This window comes from Sporosarcina newyorkensis (assembly GCF_900167515.1).
Classification (GTDB): Bacteria; Bacillota; Bacilli; order Bacillales_A; family Planococcaceae; genus Sporosarcina; species Sporosarcina newyorkensis.
Genome location: NZ_FUYJ01000001.1, coordinates 208,317 through 222,947, shown reverse-complemented (window position 1 = coordinate 222,947; position 14,631 = coordinate 208,317). Strand labels below are relative to the sequence as shown.

At 42.2% G+C, this 14,631-nt stretch carries 18 protein-coding genes and 1 riboswitch; of the genes, 2 read left to right on the top strand and 16 right to left on the bottom strand.

Annotated elements, in window-relative coordinates; translation table 11 throughout:
• Position 1: 1 nt before the first annotated feature.
• From gcvPB to comGA, 10 genes are all read right to left on the bottom strand, one after another.
• Entirely contained in the window at positions 2-1,465 is a 1,464-nt protein-coding gene (gcvPB, locus tag B5D59_RS01195; protein WP_078816552.1) for an aminomethyl-transferring glycine dehydrogenase subunit GcvPB, read from the bottom strand.
• Positions 1,458-2,804 carry an aminomethyl-transferring glycine dehydrogenase subunit GcvPA gene (gene gcvPA, locus B5D59_RS01190; protein WP_009496810.1) on the bottom strand — a complete coding sequence of 449 codons (1,347 nt, stop codon included), beginning with the start codon at positions 2,802-2,804 and terminating at the stop codon, positions 1,458-1,460. The genes gcvPB and gcvPA overlap by 8 nt, the downstream gene beginning before the upstream one ends.
• Before the next feature lie 21 nt (positions 2,805-2,825).
• Entirely contained in the window at positions 2,826-3,926 is a 1,101-nt protein-coding gene (gcvT, locus tag B5D59_RS01185) for a glycine cleavage system aminomethyltransferase GcvT (protein ID WP_078816551.1), read from the bottom strand.
• A 148-nt stretch (positions 3,927-4,074) separates the two neighbouring features.
• Positions 4,075-4,167: riboswitch (glycine riboswitch) on the bottom strand.
• Positions 4,168-4,304: 137 nt separating this feature from the next.
• Positions 4,305-4,811: a shikimate kinase gene (locus B5D59_RS01180; RefSeq protein ID WP_040758116.1), complete on the bottom strand. Its 507-nt coding sequence runs from the start codon at positions 4,809-4,811 to the stop codon at positions 4,305-4,307.
• 162 nt (positions 4,812-4,973) lie between these two features.
• Positions 4,974-5,408 carry a competence type IV pilus minor pilin ComGF gene (comGF, locus tag B5D59_RS01170; protein WP_009496814.1) on the bottom strand — a complete coding sequence of 145 codons (435 nt, stop codon included), beginning with the start codon at positions 5,406-5,408 and terminating at the stop codon, positions 4,974-4,976.
• Positions 5,405-5,704 carry a hypothetical protein gene (locus B5D59_RS01165; protein ID WP_009496815.1) on the bottom strand — a complete coding sequence of 100 codons (300 nt, stop codon included), beginning with the start codon at positions 5,702-5,704 and terminating at the stop codon, positions 5,405-5,407. The genes comGF and B5D59_RS01165 overlap by 4 nt, the downstream gene beginning before the upstream one ends.
• On the bottom strand, positions 5,697-6,131 hold the full coding sequence (gene comGD, locus B5D59_RS01160) for a competence type IV pilus minor pilin ComGD (protein ID WP_040758117.1): 435 nt from the start codon (positions 6,129-6,131) through the stop codon (positions 5,697-5,699). Before comGD ends, B5D59_RS01165 begins: the two co-directional genes overlap by 8 nt.
• 7 nt (positions 6,132-6,138) lie before the next feature.
• Positions 6,139-6,462, bottom strand: coding sequence for a competence type IV pilus major pilin ComGC (comGC, locus tag B5D59_RS01155; RefSeq protein ID WP_009496817.1), 324 nt, complete (start codon positions 6,460-6,462; stop codon positions 6,139-6,141).
• 16 nt (positions 6,463-6,478) lie between these two features.
• The gene (comGB, locus tag B5D59_RS01150) at positions 6,479-7,531 is read right to left on the bottom strand and encodes a competence type IV pilus assembly protein ComGB (protein WP_078816548.1); all 1,053 of its coding nucleotides are present in this window, start codon (positions 7,529-7,531) and stop codon (positions 6,479-6,481) included.
• Entirely contained in the window at positions 7,521-8,525 is a 1,005-nt protein-coding gene (gene comGA / locus B5D59_RS01145) for a competence type IV pilus ATPase ComGA (protein WP_078816547.1), read from the bottom strand. The genes comGB and comGA overlap by 11 nt, the downstream gene beginning before the upstream one ends.
• Before the next feature lie 344 nt (positions 8,526-8,869).
• Between comGA and B5D59_RS01140 the strand changes: the two genes are divergently transcribed.
• Positions 8,870-9,112, top strand: coding sequence for a DUF2626 domain-containing protein (locus B5D59_RS01140; protein WP_009496820.1), 243 nt, complete (start codon positions 8,870-8,872; stop codon positions 9,110-9,112).
• Positions 9,113-9,163: 51 nt separating this feature from the next.
• Here the strand turns inward: B5D59_RS01140 and B5D59_RS01135 are convergent, their stop codons facing one another.
• Positions 9,164-9,799 carry an MBL fold metallo-hydrolase gene (locus B5D59_RS01135; RefSeq protein WP_078816546.1) on the bottom strand — a complete coding sequence of 212 codons (636 nt, stop codon included), beginning with the start codon at positions 9,797-9,799 and terminating at the stop codon, positions 9,164-9,166.
• Between the two features lie 158 nt (positions 9,800-9,957).
• Here B5D59_RS01135 and B5D59_RS01130 point away from each other — a divergent pair, with 158 nt between their 5' ends.
• Positions 9,958-10,140, top strand: a complete 183-nt coding sequence (locus B5D59_RS01130) for a DUF2759 domain-containing protein (RefSeq protein ID WP_009496822.1) — start codon at positions 9,958-9,960, stop codon at positions 10,138-10,140.
• 50 nt (positions 10,141-10,190) lie between these two features.
• Here B5D59_RS01130 and B5D59_RS01125 read toward each other — a convergent pair whose 3' ends face one another.
• The 5 genes from B5D59_RS01125 to rpmG form a co-directional block, all read right to left on the bottom strand.
• Positions 10,191-11,267: a YqgU-like beta propeller domain-containing protein gene (locus B5D59_RS01125; RefSeq protein ID WP_078816545.1), complete on the bottom strand. Its 1,077-nt coding sequence runs from the start codon at positions 11,265-11,267 to the stop codon at positions 10,191-10,193.
• A gap of 79 nt (positions 11,268-11,346) precedes the next feature.
• On the bottom strand, positions 11,347-13,239 hold the full coding sequence (locus tag B5D59_RS01120) for an LTA synthase family protein (protein ID WP_078816544.1): 1,893 nt from the start codon (positions 13,237-13,239) through the stop codon (positions 11,347-11,349).
• A gap of 305 nt (positions 13,240-13,544) precedes the next feature.
• Positions 13,545-13,751 (bottom strand): YqgQ family protein, encoded by a 207-nt coding sequence (locus B5D59_RS01115; RefSeq protein WP_009496825.1) that lies wholly within the window; start codon positions 13,749-13,751, stop codon positions 13,545-13,547.
• On the bottom strand, positions 13,744-14,328 hold the full coding sequence (locus B5D59_RS01110) for a 5-formyltetrahydrofolate cyclo-ligase (RefSeq protein WP_009496826.1): 585 nt from the start codon (positions 14,326-14,328) through the stop codon (positions 13,744-13,746). Before B5D59_RS01110 ends, B5D59_RS01115 begins: the two co-directional genes overlap by 8 nt.
• Before the next feature lie 55 nt (positions 14,329-14,383).
• On the bottom strand, positions 14,384-14,533 hold the full coding sequence (rpmG, locus tag B5D59_RS01105; RefSeq protein ID WP_009496827.1) for a 50S ribosomal protein L33: 150 nt from the start codon (positions 14,531-14,533) through the stop codon (positions 14,384-14,386).
• Positions 14,534-14,631: the final 98 nt, after the last annotated feature.

The following is a 14,631-nucleotide window of genomic DNA, read 5'->3' as shown; positions in this document are numbered from 1 at the left end:
GTTAAGCTTCCTTCGTGTAACGCAATACCGGCTTGCGAGCTGCCTTTGTTTCATCCAAGCGGCCAATTACTGTCGTATGCGGTGCTTCCTGGACGATTTTAGGGTTCTCTTCTACCTCTTTCGCAATTTGAATCATTGCCTCAATAAACGCATCCAGTGTCTCCTTAGACTCTGTTTCCGTCGGCTCGATCATCATACCCTCTTCAACGTTCAACGGGAAATAAATCGTTGGCGGATGGTAACCGAAATCCAGGAGGCGTTTCGCCATATCGAGCGTGCGCACGCCTAATTTCTTTTGACGACGACCAGACAACACAAATTCGTGTTTACAATGTTGTGTATACGGCAAATCGAAATAAGGCTCCAGACGACGCATCATATAGTTGGCATTCAACACAGCGTATTCCGTCACGGCTTTCAAGCCATCCGGACCCATCGTACGGATATATGTGTAAGCGCGTAAATAAATACCGAAGTTACCGTAGTATGGTTTCACGCGGCCGATTGACTGTGGTACATCATAATCAAGAACATAACGATCTTCTTTCTTCGCAATAATCGGTTTCGGCATGAACGCGGCCAATTCCTCCGTTACGCCAACTGGACCAGAACCTGGGCCACCGCCGCCGTGTGGACCCGTAAATGTTTTATGCAAGTTCAAATGAACCGCATCAAAGCCCATATCGCCAGGCCGTGCTTTTGACATAACGGCGTTCAAGTTCGCTCCGTCGTAATACAGTTTGCCGCCCACTCCGTGAACGATTTCCGCCATTTCTAGAATATCTTCCTCAAACAGACCAAGCGTATTCGGATTCGTCAACATCAACGCGGCCGTATCGCTGCCTACTTTAGACCTTAAATCTTCCAGGTCCACCAGTCCGTTGTCATTCGACTTCACTGTCACCGTATCAAAACCAGCCACTGTGGCAGAAGCAGGATTCGTACCGTGAGCTGAGTCAGGCACAAGCACTTTTGTCCGCTCCGTATCGCCGTTTGCTTCATGGAAAGCACGGATCATCATCAATGCCGTCCATTCACCGTGCGCCCCGGCTGCAGGCTGTAATGTGACCGCCGGCATACCGGTAATTTCAGCCAGATGTTCCTGCAGATCATACGCTACTTCCAAAGCACCTTGTACCGTTGATTCATCTTGCAGTGGATGAACACGTGCAAAACCAGGGAAACGTGCGACGGCTTCATTGATCTTCGGGTTGTACTTCATTGTACAAGAACCGAGCGGATAAAATCCTGAATCTACTCCGTGGTTCCGTCTGGATAGCGCTGTGTAATGGCGCATGATGTCCAGTTCCGCTACCTCCGGAAGTTCAACGTCTACTTGACGAATGAGTGGCTGTGGCAAAATAGACGCTACATCTACTTCAGGTACATCCAATTCGGGTAAACTGTAACCGACACGTCCAGCTTTTGACATTTCAAAAATGAGTGGTTGATTTTCGTTATGCATGGATAGCCTCCAGTTCTTGCACGAGTGCATCGATTTCTTCTTTTGTACGTTGTTCTGTTACGGCAATTAACGCATGATTGGCCAATTTTTCATCGACCAAACCGAGATCATACCCGCCAATGATGCCCGATCCGAGCAAATGCTTATTAACTTCCTTAATAGGTGCTTTGCAATCAATGACGATTTCATTGAAGTGTGCTGGACCAAATTTCACTTTAAAGCCGGCCTGTTCAAACGCCTGACGGGCATAAGCTGTTTTAGCGATATTTTGATAAGCAATTTCTTTAATTCCTTTTTTGCCAAGTGCCGTCATTGCAACGGATGCTGCAAGTGCTGTTAGCGCCTGATTCGAACAAATATTAGAAGTCGCTTTATCGCGACGGATATGCTGCTCACGTGCTTGTAAAGTCAATACGTAGCCTCTGCGTCCTTGATCGTCCGTCGTTTCTCCGACTAATCTGCCCGGCACTTTACGCATCAACTTCTTCGATACTGCAAAATAGCCGCAATGCGGGCCGCCAAATGATTCTGCAATCCCAAACGGCTGAGCATCACCTACAGTAATATCCGCACCAAGAGCTCCTGGAGGCGTTAAAACTCCGAGTGCAAGCGGATTCGCAGATACAACGAACAAAGCACCGTTCGCATGCGCGATTTCACTCATTTTCTGAAGATCTTCCACTTGCCCATAAAAATTCGGGTATTGAACGAGCACAGCAGCCGTTTGATCGTCAATCAATTCCGTAAGTTTCTCAATGTCTGTCACGCCGTCTGTATTTGGGATGGTCACAGTTTCAATAGATTGCCCGTTAGCATACGATTGGACGACAGCTTGAGATTCCGGATGAACAGTGGAAGAAACGAGTAGTTTTTTCCTGCGTGTATACCCAGCCGCCAGAGTTCCCCCTTCAGCCAATGAAGTTCCGCCGTCATACATGGAAGAGTTCGCAATGTCCATACCCGTCAATTCGCAAATCATTGTTTGAAATTCAAAGATCGCCTGCAATTCCCCTTGCGAAATCTCCGGCTGGTAAGGTGTATAAGCCGTATAAAACTCTGAACGCGAAATGACATGATCGACAATGATCGGCTTATAGTGATCGTAGACACCCGCCCCCAGGAAAGAAGCATAGTCCTGTGCATTCACGTTTTTAGCAGCCAAGCGGCTAAGTTCTTTTAACAATGAAGTTTCAGATTTGGCTTGTTTTATATTATACTCCCCAGTAAATCGGACTTTTTCAGGAATAGCTGAAAACAATTCTTCGATTGAAGAGACTCCGATCACGTTCAGCATATCTTTCTGGTCTTGCTCCGTCATTGGAAGATAACGATGCTTCATAATATTTCTGCCCCTTTTCCCTTATGATCTTTTATAGAAAGGTGTTTCAACCACTTTAGCTTTCAACCGCTTTGCACGGACTTCGACTTCTACCTCAGTTCCAAGTTCTGTATAATCGATAGCCAGCAATGCAAATCCGATATTTTTCTTTAATGTAGGAGATTGAGTACCCGTCGTCACCTGACCGATTTCCAGACCGTCCGAAAAAACTTTATAACCTGTGCGCGGAATTCCTTTATCAATCATTTCAAGTCCCACAAGCTTCCTAAGCAAGCCGTGCTCTTTCTGCATCTTTAATGCATCTTTTCCAATGAAATCAACCTCTTTGTTTAATTTCACTACGAAACCAAGTCCGGCTTCCAGAGGTGAAATATCAGCCGACAGTTCTTGACCATACAATGGAAGTCCAGCTTCAAAACGCAAAGTATCCCGGGCGCCAAGTCCTGCAGGCACGACACCTTCCGCTTCACCCGCCTGTAAAATCTTCGGCCATAATGCTTGAATGGCTTGTGGTGCCCCATAGATTTCAAACCCATTCTCCCCGGTATAGCCTGTGCGTGAAATGAGTACGTCTTCTCCGCTCACTTGTACATGCTCTTTAAATCGGAAAAATTTAATCTCTTCTAAAGCTTGATCTGTCAGTTTTTGCAGCACTGTCTGAGCCTCCGGACCCTGCAATGCCAATAATGCATAATCCGTGGATTGATTGTCAATGACAACATCCTCTGTTTTCTGCTGTTCCATCCAAGCAACATCTTTATCGATATTGGAAGCATTGACAATTAACAAATAGCGATCTTCCGCTAACTTATAAATTAAAAAATCGTCGATGGTGCCGCCTTGTTCATTACACATCACTGTATATTGAGCTTGACCAATCGCTAGTTTCGATACATCATTTGTGACGAGCATTTGCAAATACTCCAGAGCTCCGCTTCCGCTGACCAGCACTTCACCCATATGAGAAACATCAAATAAACCCGCTTTTGTACGAACTGCTTCGTGTTCAGCTTTAATGCTCGAAAACTGAACAGGTAATTCCCAACCTCCAAAATCGATGGTCTTACCTCCATATTTTTTGTAACTTTCAAATAACGGGGTGCGCAATAATTGATTCGTCAATCTGTTTCCTCCTTCATTGTCTGATCGACGCTGATGTCAAGATGATCGATCAGTATGTAGTAGTTCAATCAAAAAGGACAGAGGTCCCCTGTGATAAGAGAACCCCTGTCCTTTTGCCTGAAAACTTCTTCGGTCTTGTCCAGAGATGCGTCCTGCATGCGTTTTTTTACCTGAGAGATTCATAACATTCGTTACTTGCTCCTTCGGCGGCGCCCAATGCGCGCTCTCCCCATGCAATCATTCGCATTATTTCATTAACTTACTTGTCACTGATATCTTAACATTAATTATAAGAAAGCGCAATCTATTTCTGAAAGTGCTCAGAAGGCGAATGATAATCAAAATATCCCAATCATCATTCGCCTTCTAACTTGATAATTATTGATATCTTTCTATTTGAAAGATAATATACTCTGCAATTTCTGTCAATGACTTCCCAGTCGTCTCTACTGTGAAATGACTGGCCTGCAAATATTTAGGCTTTCGCTTCTTGTACAATGTCTCTAGCTCCATTCGCGAAGATTGTTGAACAATTGGCCGATTGACATCAGTCGATATTCTTCGCCAAATATCCCGGAACGAGGCATTTAAGAAAAACACCATGCCGCTTTCTCTCATAAGCTGTATATTTTCTTCTTTTACTGCCACGCCCCCACCTGTTGCGACGATACAAAACTCTTCAGGAAACGAGCGCAAAAACTCAGTTTCTAATTGACGAAAGTATGGTTCTCCATATTGATTAAAGATTTCAGGTATCGTCAATTGCATCTGATCTGCAATTACATGATCCATATCATAGAATGGAATGTCTGTGAGCGTATGAAGTCTTTTACCAATCGCACTTTTCCCGCACCCCATAAATCCTACTAAGTAAATCCTTTTCATTTTCATCCATCCCGTTTCATTAATTCGACTGCTTCTCGCTCATAATAGCGTTCGAGAGAATCGTATATTCCATAAAGACTATCATGCCATGAAACGAGGGAGAAAAGAAAGAGGCTAACGAAAAATAATAGGACAATGGCAAAAACAAACATCCCTCCTTTTTCATTCTGTATATAATCCAATGGCAAACGTCCTTTCTTTCTTGGTCCCGTCAACCTTTTCTACAGATACGTGCAAGCGATTGCCATCCACTATAAATTCACATGATTTCACACCAATCAATAAAGGTACATGGCCTTGTCCATTTACGAGCTTTCGAATCAGCTGCTGGTATACTTGAATGGTAACCAACCCCCTCTCCGTTGCAAACGAGACACTAGTACTTGTAGGTACTGCGACAAACTCCACTTCTTCTAATAATTGCTGGAGTTCTAAAGAGAATAACTCCCACTCACCTAGAAAATCATTCTGGTAACTCGTTTCAATAGGTGCTTTCCAATAAAAGAAAAGAACCGTTAACTGGATAAGGATAGAAAAAATCATCAAATGAATTATACTCTCGAATAATGAAAACCCTTTTTCATCCAGATTCTTCATAGGTTCACACATTTACTGCCAAGGCCTCGTACTTCTTCGTACGTTACGCAGATTTCTCCGCCAGACACCGTCCAATGATAGTCACGGCCTTCATGCGTTCTGCTGCCTGAAAGCTGGCCGTTTGCCCGAAAATGAATGGCAGCCTGAAAGCTTGTTTCGGCGGCAATCATGGCGTTTTTCTTGATAAGGACAGAGGATGTTAACTTCGTAGCCATAGGCAAGAGCGAGCTAAAAATCACCAGGATAATTACTAAGGACAGCATCGCTTCCGGCCAAGATTGTCCTTTTTCATCCACTGATCATCATCCTTCCCCTTTCAAACTGAAAACTGATTGTTTTCTGCCCGGATTTTTTTGTTCGAATCTTGATTTTGCCTGTCGGAGACATATTCCCGGAAGGACTAAAACTCAAATCTCTTAAACCATCGTTCGGGATTTTCATCATTCCTTCTGGAAATTTGCCTTCTAATAATATCGTCCTATCACTTCTATACGCCCTATAACCATTTCCTTCATCCCTAAACTCAACTCGAGTAGCTTCTTGATGCGTAATGGCATACAACTGCGTCTCATGGACTGCCACCATAAACGATTTCAATGCGTCTTCTTCAGTCACCTGGAGGAGACGTTTTTCACTGAACGGCAGAATGACCGCAGTTAATATAACGATGATGGAAAGAACGAGTAAAAGCTCCAGGAATGTGAAACCCTGTTCTCCTTGCAATATGCGTTTATCCTCCTGCCTTTGCAACCTTCACTTTACCTTCCGCATCGATTTCTAATGAGCTACCATCCGGGCAAACCGGAGTTTCGGGTAAATAGTCCTTTGACGTGAGATCTGCTAAACTAGGAGTTTTCTTTTCGTCCATCTTATACGCTTGTATTTGTCCTTCCACCATTTTTACATAAGCACCGCAGCCTTTTTCATCTATTGATTTCGAATGTTTTGTGACATTTGGTATAGCAATAAGAACTAAAATAGTAATAATAAGTAAAACGATCATCATTTCGATTAGAGTGAAAGCTTGTTCGTTCTTTAAAAATCTTTTTACCAATTCTATTTCCTCCTCTTTAAATACTATCGATCATGCGGTAAACAGGAAGTAGGATCGACAAATAGGATAGTAAGATACAAACGGCCAGTATGCCAAATAAGGCTGGTTGCAAAACAGCAATTCCTTTGTTCATCTTCTCTTCTAACTGTTCGCTTGTATGCTGGCTGTAAATCAGTAACTCCTTCGGTAAATATCCACTGTCTGCACCATGTTTCGCAAAATCCGCTAAGCTACTGGAGAGACCATCTGTTAACCGAATGGCTTCATGCAATGGTTCCCCGTAGATGACGTGGGCACTCAGCTGTCCTGATATTGCAGATAAAATAGGATCTTCTTTTTGCTCTACCAAGACATTCAGTGCGCTTTGCAGCGACAAACCGGATTGTAGTAAACTGCCTAGCTCGTTAGCGAAATCTCTCGTCTTCATCGCACTATAAAAAGGGCCAAGCCCGGGAACACGTAAAAGCTGCTTCAGCATTTGCTCAGCTGTCAGTTTCTTCAACCAGATTCTCAAGCCCAACATTGCAATACCTGCTGTCGTTATCAGGAGCAAAATTAAATCCGGTATAGAGGAAACCAGTCGAGGTAAATACCGGACCACACCAGATTCTTGACTAGCACGCATCAAAGTTAATGCTTCAAAGTTCGGCAGGAAAAACTGGCGAAAAGCAACCAACAACGCGAATAAAAGTGAAAATAAAGCAGCGGGATAGGCTAGCAGTTTACGTAGTTGTTTTTGCTTTTCAGCGGTACGGTTGACACGCATTGCCACTTCGTCCAAAGCGCGAACTAAATTTCCATCGACTTCTGCAATGACAATCGGCAACATAATACTTTTGCTGAATCCCAAGCTTTTTAATATATAGGAGACACCGAAACCCATTTTTAATTCGGATTCAACTTTCGCCAATTTCTTTTCGTATTCTTTTGAATGATAAGGCAAGATAAGAATCAGTCCTTCATGAAACGTGTAACCTTCCCGCAGCAAAACAGATAGTCTATGCAAAAACTCTGCAGGCTTCACCAGCTTTTTCTTAGGCGAACGTCTGCCAAGAAGTTTAGACACCATTGTTTAGCACTCTTTCATAGAAAGCTGACTGTATATCGATTTTTCGTTCAGATGGCATTGAAAAACGATGTCCTTTCGAGATTGCTTCTGCCGCTTGTTCGATGTATGGGTCTTGCAAAATTTCAAAAATGGCGGCTGTTTCGCCTGTTTGCTTTGTAATCAAGCGCTGGGCGGAAATCGCGATGAGCGTTTGTCTAAGTTCTTCTAAGTGAACTCCTAGATCAAGCAATCGATAAAGACAGCCTACCGGATCTTTCGCATGGATCGTACTGAGTACGAGATGCCCTGTCAAAGCAGCTTCTACCGCAATTTTGGCTGTTTCTGCATCCCGTATTTCACCAATCATGATGACATCAGGCGAATGCCGTAAAATAGCTTTCAATCCGGCAGAATATGTAATGCCGGATCTTTCATTCACTTGGATTTGCAGTAAATGGCTGTGCTTATTCTCCACTGGATCCTCTAATGAAATCACATGGCGCTTTAACTCGTTCACACAATGAGCCGTCAGTGAATACAATGTCGTCGTTTTGCCTGAACCAGTCGGGCCGGTGACAAGAAATAATCCCTGCTTATGAGCAGCAGCTTCTGATAATTGTCTGCTCCACTGGGGATTTATACACAAATCTTGAAGGGGTACAACCTTGTCATGTTTCTGGATACGGATGGCGACACTTTCCCGCAATTGAATAGACGGAATGGTTGATATACGAAAAGAAAAGTTGTAGTCAGAGAACGACCGATGAAAGGAGCCACTTTGAGGCCGGCGTTGTTCACTAATATCCAGCGAAGATAAAAACTTATAAAACGAAATCAAACGGCCGCCTAATGTATGAGGGAATTGGCCAATTTTCGAGAATAATGCATGCTTGCGAATGGTCACATCATAACCTTCAGCGGTCGGCACAAAATGGATATCTGTAGCCTCTAAATGAATTGCTTTCTCCAGTAACTGAAAACACGTTTTTTCTATTGGATTCGCTATAATTTCCATAATTCTCCCCTTTCTCCGTATGATGAAAGACCACTTTTCATCTTACGCAGGAGTATACATTGGAAATGAATTGTTGGAAAATTGTATTCATTTAAGATAATTTAATTATCATCGTGAATAAGAGGACAAAATGTATTTTCAGAACTCAAAATCACAGAGAAAATGAATTTTCATATTATTTTTATTGGATGGTTCTGCTATACTGAGGATAGCTAATGTCTAAGTCACCGAAACAAGTACACTTTTTTGTCACAATGTGAAATTGATTGGAGTTTACTTTTAGGCTGACGTTCTATTATAATGGATAAGAGCTTATTGTATTGTTGTGAAGGAGGGACGCGTAGATGGATAATATGTTCAAACTTTGCGGATTCTGGACAGGTATTTTTGCGGTCATGTTCTATGTTGGACACATGATTCCTGCTTCTTTACTGCTAGTCGCAAGCACTATCTTCTTCGTACTACTTGGATACTTGAAACTTTCAGAGCGTATGTACATGTACTTATTCGGAGCATACTTAATGATCTTCATGGTTGGTTTCAGTTACTATTCCATATTTATTCATGTACCAGGTGGAGGACACTAATCCGTACATACAAAAAACAGCCTCATCACGAGAGCTGTTTTTTGTTTTGCTTTAAAATCCATGCAGGAACGGATTCTGATCTTGTTCGATACCAGGTGTCGTCGCCGGGCCGTGTCCCGGATAAATCATCAATTCTTCATCTAATGATAATAATTCGTTGTGGATAGAAGACAAAAGCGTTTCTGTATGACCTCCCGGAAGATCGGTACGCCCTATACTACCTCTAAATAGCGTATCCCCCACAATGGCGAATCCCTCGTCTGCAAAGACATAGGACACGCTTCCAGGCGAATGGCCCGGCGTATGGCGGACCTCCATCGTGAAAGGCCCCACTTGCAGGTTTTTTTCATCCTTCAATAAAATATCGGCCGGTTTGCAAATCACGTCCGGGAACATCGGATATTTCCCTGATCCGTTCAGCTGCGGGTTGCCTAGCCAATCTTTTTCAGCTTCATGCACGTAGACCGGGATATCGTATGCACTTCGAATCGTCTCGATTGCACCAATATGGTCAAAATGTGCATGGGTCAGCATGATCGCGACAGGCTTTAGTGATAACTTTTGCAGTTCAGAAAGCAATGCCTCGCCTTCTTCACCCGGATCAAACACCAAACAATTTTTCTCTTCATCTTCAATTACATAACAATTTGTCTGAATTGGACCTAATGGATGTATATGTATCTTCAATTAACTCACCTCTTTTTCTAATATTAATGAAACCTTGCTCATATTTCAAACAATCGTCATTATTTAATCTCGACAAAACGTTTGTTTAACAGTACAATAGAGGAGGAATATCGCTATACGGCATTCATTTTTTCAATGTTGAAAGGAGTGTCTACTCAATGAACTTATTGGTCGTCATTTTTGGATTGATTGCAATCTTAGCAGTCTTTGGAACGGTCCAAGCTTTTAAAGAGCGGAATGTATTAAGTATAATTTTCAATGTGGTAACTGTTGTCGTTATCGGAGGCTTTACAATTGCTACCGTTATATATTCAGGATACCCGCCACAGCTACACAAATAATCAGTTCCAAAAAATAAGGACACCTCTATACTGGAGGATGTCCTTATTTTTTATTCTTCCGTTATTGCTTCTGCTGTTTCAATCACCGGTTCCACTTCATTGAGTTGCAACCACTGTGTGGTTCCTCCCGTCTCTAGATCAATCAGTGTATCCATACGGTAGCCTACAAGACACGTTCCGCCGTCTGGTGAACAATTCAGCAGACCGCCTTCCACCTCAGGATCATATCGCTTTATCGCTTCCCCATCTATGACTTGAACCATTGTAGACATACCATCTTGATCATCGGACGAAAGATTAGTTGACATAATAATATTATCGTCATCTGTGAATTCAACATCCTCCATTGTTTCCGATGGATGTTCAGCCTGCCATGAATGCTTCTCTTCCCCATTTGCATCGAGAACAGTAAAGCGTGTTTGTTCTTCGTCAGGTATCTCCACAACTAGTTGTTCTGATGAAGCATGAAAGCGATTAACCTCGGTGACTAGCTCACTTCTCTCACTCGTTTGAAGCGATTCCTTTACTATAGTAGTGTCTTCTAGGTAAACGAGCTGATCTTCTCCCATCCATTGTGGAAATGGATCAGTCAATTCGATAGGTTCTAAAGATTTTTCACTCATGTCATATAGGAAAACCTGATAACTCCAGTCTTCTCGAAAAGCAGAAATCAACAGTTTGGACGCTTCTGCATCGTTCCACTGAATCTCAAGTTCCGACGAATCGACAGTTAATTCATCCAGCACTCGGCCTTCTGTATCTATCACAGTCATATTCGCCTCTGTAGAAGTATCTGATGTTTTGACAAGCAGTTGTTTTTTTGATCGATGTATCAGTACTTCAGAAATTATCGAAGCATCCGTATAGATCGTATGTATTCCTCCCGTCTTTAAGTTGAATACCTGAAGACGGTCTTCTGCATCATGATGATCTACATAAGCTATATTCATATCGTCAAGCCAGCCCGCCACAAACCGCAAGTTCTCCTCGGATGTTTTCAATGTTTTAACAGACAATACTTCTTCATCAACCACAAGCGGGTTCTTTTCTTCCGTATTCTCTATTTCATTTTGCTCACAGCCCACCAGAAAAAGAGCTAGTAAGATCATTATGATTGTCTGCTTCAAAACGTTTCCCCTTTTCAAGATGTATTAAATGAAAATGAAAAAAGCTGCGCGGCATAGGCGACCGCGCAGCTCCATCAACTTATTCTCTCTCTTTCATCTCCGGACTGCCATCTTTCTGATCTTTGAAACGAAGCAAGTCGCCATTGATGACCGTATCTGAGTAATTTAACTCAGTTGTGGCACGCTCTACATACGGCTCACATTGCGCTTCATCTGTCGGCTCTCCTGTTTCGATATCATAGCAGACTTCCTGAGTGTAGATGTTTTTATCTGTCACAAATCGGCCATCACGGAATATGACAAACGGTTCGTGATCTGGTGAAAACACGTCAGATCCAAATTGCATATCTGCTTTCGTGTCGATACCTAATAAGTGAAGAATTGTAGGACGCAAGTCGAGCTGCCCTGAAAGTTCATCCATTACTTTCCCTTTTCCGTAACCCGGAATGTGAACGAACATAGGAACTTTCTGCAGCTCCGCATTATCGAAAGGTGTAATTTCTTTATCCATGTACATACCCATCGCTTTATTATGGTTTTCGGAGATTCCGTAGTGGTCTCCGTACATGATAATAATGGAATTATCATACAAGCCATTTTCTTTTAAGTCCTCAAAAAACCCTTTCACTGCTTCGTCCATATAACGAACAGTTTGGAAGTACTTATTCAATGTATTGGAATTCGAAGTGTATTCAGGAATCAACTTATCTTCTTCATCCAAGTCAAACGGGTGGTGGTTCGTCAACGTAATCATTCGTGTAGCAAATGGCTTCTTCATATCTTTCATCAAGTCTACAGATTGATCAAAGAACGGAATATCTTTCATACCCCAGTTAACAGCTTGACCTTCTTCGATTGAGTAGCTCTCCACGTCATAGAACTTTTGAATATCCATTGCTTTGTACATGATATCGCGGTTCCAGAAGCTTTTGCTGTTCGCGTGCATAACACTTGTGGAATAACCATTTTCACCCAAGCGATTGGATAGGGAATCGTACGTATTGCCGCTGTGTGTGAAGAATACTGCACTTCCGTTACGACCATATAGTGAATTCTCTACGATAAACTCAGAGTCGGATGTTTTACCAAGCCCTGTTTGGTGGTAGAAGTTATTAAAGTAAAATGTGTCTTTGTCTTTTGTTAATTCGTTTAAGAACGGCGTAATCACGTGGCCGTCCATTTCATTGTTGATCACAAAGTTCTGCAAGGACTCCAGTGAAACGATGATAACATTCCGGTCCTTTGCCACGCCGAACATTTCAGGATCCGGCTGCGCGTGATTGGCTTTTACATAGTTCTCTATTTCCGTCAACTCAGTTCCATCTGCGAAAGCTCGCTGTGCGTGTGATTTCGATTGGACAAATAGATCATAGAGATGATAATTATACGTCCCGATGTTTTTCACAAGCAACTCACGGTCAAAGCTTCGAGTCAGAAGTTGTGGACGCTGTGCTTCTGCCATCGCCAAGTTGAACATCAGCAATGTAGCTGCCGCCGCGAAATAGACTTTACGCCCCACTTTTCGCCCTGTTACTTGAACCGGCTCTTGTGGTATGAAGCGAATTGCCAGCAAGACAATGATGACATCTGTGAAGAAGAACACATCTAGAAATCTCATGTTCTCTGTAATTGATGAAGTCAAATCTGCAAAGTTATTCGTTTGGAATAGCAATGGCAGTGTAATAAAGTCTGTGAAAAAGCGATAGAACACAGCGTTACTGAACATAATAATCGATGTCAGCAAACTAACTGTTACTATATATCGATTTCTTGTCTTAGTTTTTTTGATAAACAAGGCGATTCCGTACACAAACAACAGGAATGTTAGTGGATTAATAAATAATATAAACTGTTGCATCGCATTATCGATCTTCATATTAAAACTGGTGAGATACCCGATATAAGTAGTCAACCAAGTTGCAATCACGGCGATAATGAGTACGGAATGCTTTGGCCATTCGAATTTTCTCATTCCTTCTCTTCCTTTCATATCTAATAAAGAGTTGTAGTGTTATTTATCTAAATTCAGCAGAAAACTCCCACCTCTATAGGTAATGAAGTGAATGCGATTTTGTTACTGTTCAGTGGATGCTCAAACGCTTGCTGAACTCAGATAAAGCCTTTGGCGCACATTACGGATTTTTTACAGGAGCTTTTCAGGCAAGCTCGAATATAATCCGGTCCCATTTATGCAAAAGCATAATTGATAGTTGCCTAACAGATAGACGGTTGACTGAAAGAAAAGTTTCAAATACCACCGGGAATGAGTCGATCCTCCTATAATTTGTTAGGGAAACTATCATTTTTTTGTTCTTTTCGCAATACTAAAACAGCTTGCATATATGTTTGCTGATCAATAAATTGATGATCAAATAACTCTTTTATTTCAGACTCCATTAGTATGCTGTCTTGCTTCTTATTGCCTGTATAGATAATGACTCCGAATCTTTTTAACAATTGGAGGACATCGTAGAAACTATTCATTCATCTCACGAGCTTTCTGACAGTCTATGATACGATCTTCTGTATAAAGATATGATACAGGAAAATCATGCGGCTCCCTAATTACATTATCCAGTATTTGTCGTTCAAATGCTAGTGATATCGTTTGAAATGGATATCCTGCCAAATACCGATCGTAATAGCCGCCACCGAAACCAATACGGTAACCTTCCGGTGAATAGACAACACCCGGTACGATTTGCAAGTCAATCTCTTCAGGAGGGACAGATTCCGTCAGATCGACGCACGGTTCTTTTAAATCCATATAGACGACTTCAGTCTGGTCAAAGGAGTCGATTAAGCGAAAGTCCATTTCCCTCGTCGAAGAGATGCACTTCGGGATAGCAATTCGTTTCCCGCACTGCCAAGCGAATTCAATCAAATGATGCGTCGCCACTTCCGGAAATCTAGAAAGCGTGATCCCGATCGTCTTGGCATACTTAAATTCATCCGAAGCAAGAACGCGTTTCTGTATCAGAGCAGATTTCTGTTCGTGATCAGATGGACTTAATTGATGTAATTGCTTTAAAACCTGTTCGCGAAGTTTTTGCTTTTCCACTGCTTTACCTCCCGTAAGAAAAAACCAAAACCGAAGCAGGTTTTGGTTTCACTAATTATTTCGTTTCACGGTGCAAAGTTTGTTTTTGATCACGTGAGCAATATTTTTTCATTTCAAGACGCTCTGGATTGTTACGCTTGTTTTTCTTTGAAATATAATTGCGCTCTCCACATTCCGTGCAAGCGAGTGTAATATTTACGCGCATTACTGTCCCTCCCACTCATTAGCGATAGATATAAGATTAAATATGAGCATGATTTATACGACTTATAAATTATAGCATATTTTCTTTCATTGTACAGC

Bases quoted from the DNA above. Each gene is read 5' to 3' on its own strand.
- B5D59_RS01140 (WP_009496820.1), top strand. From the start codon at position 8,870: ATGGATAATATGTTCAAACTTTGCGGATTCTGGACAGGTATTTTTGCG.
- comGB (WP_078816548.1), bottom strand. From the start codon at position 7,531: ATGGTGTCTAAACTTCTTGGCAGACGTTCGCCTAAGAAAAAGCTGGTG.
- gcvPA (WP_009496810.1), bottom strand. From the start codon at position 2,804: ATGAAGCATCGTTATCTTCCAATGACGGAGCAAGACCAGAAAGATATG.
- B5D59_RS01120 (WP_078816544.1), bottom strand. From the start codon at position 13,239: ATGAGAAAATTCGAATGGCCAAAGCATTCCGTACTCATTATCGCCGTG.
- B5D59_RS01180 (WP_040758116.1), bottom strand. From the start codon at position 4,811: ATGAAAAGGATTTACTTAGTAGGATTTATGGGGTGCGGGAAAAGTGCG.
- gcvPB (WP_078816552.1), bottom strand. From the start codon at position 1,465: ATGCATAACGAAAATCAACCACTCATTTTTGAAATGTCAAAAGCTGGA.
- comGA (WP_078816547.1), bottom strand. From the start codon at position 8,525: ATGGAAATTATAGCGAATCCAATAGAAAAAACGTGTTTTCAGTTACTG.
- B5D59_RS01130 (WP_009496822.1), top strand. From the start codon at position 9,958: ATGAACTTATTGGTCGTCATTTTTGGATTGATTGCAATCTTAGCAGTC.
- rpmG (WP_009496827.1), bottom strand. From the start codon at position 14,533: ATGCGCGTAAATATTACACTCGCTTGCACGGAATGTGGAGAGCGCAAT.
- B5D59_RS01115 (WP_009496825.1), bottom strand. From the start codon at position 13,751: ATGAATAGTTTCTACGATGTCCTCCAATTGTTAAAAAGATTCGGAGTC.
- comGF (WP_009496814.1), bottom strand. From the start codon at position 5,408: ATGAAGAATCTGGATGAAAAAGGGTTTTCATTATTCGAGAGTATAATT.